Here is a 365-nt window from a genome sequence, read left to right as displayed (position 1 = left end):
GAAGAATTGCAGCCGCTGGCCGTCGCGAAGCTTTTGAAGGCGCTCGTCGATAAGGAACAACCTTCGCTGATTATCCTCGGCAAGCAGGCCATCGACGACGATTCGAACCAGACTGGCCAGATGCTCGCCGCCCTGGCGGATCTGCCGCAAGCGACCTTTGCTTCGAAGATCACCGTTGCAGACGGTCGTGTCACAGTAGCGCGCGAAATCGACGGCGGCGCGGAAACGCTTTCGCTGACGCTGCCGGCCGTTGTCACGACGGACCTGCGCCTGAACGAGCCGCGCTACGTCACGCTGCCCAACATCATGAAGGCGAAGAAGAAACCGCTGGAAACGCTCAAGCCCGCGGATCTGGGTGTCGATGT

Annotated in this window: 1 protein-coding gene; it reads left to right on the top strand. The window is 60.8% G+C overall.

Going from position 1 to position 365, the window contains the following annotated elements; all coding sequences use genetic code 11:
• The coding region (locus U5782_RS41425) for an electron transfer flavoprotein subunit beta/FixA family protein (protein ID WP_415914505.1) at positions 1-365 on the top strand (365 nt) is incomplete at both ends.

This window comes from Paraburkholderia sp. J67, assembly GCF_905220265.1.
Taxonomy (GTDB): Bacteria; Pseudomonadota; Gammaproteobacteria; order Burkholderiales; family Burkholderiaceae; genus Paraburkholderia.
Note: the sequence above shows the minus strand (reverse complement) of the source record. Positions and strands in the feature narration are given on the sequence as shown.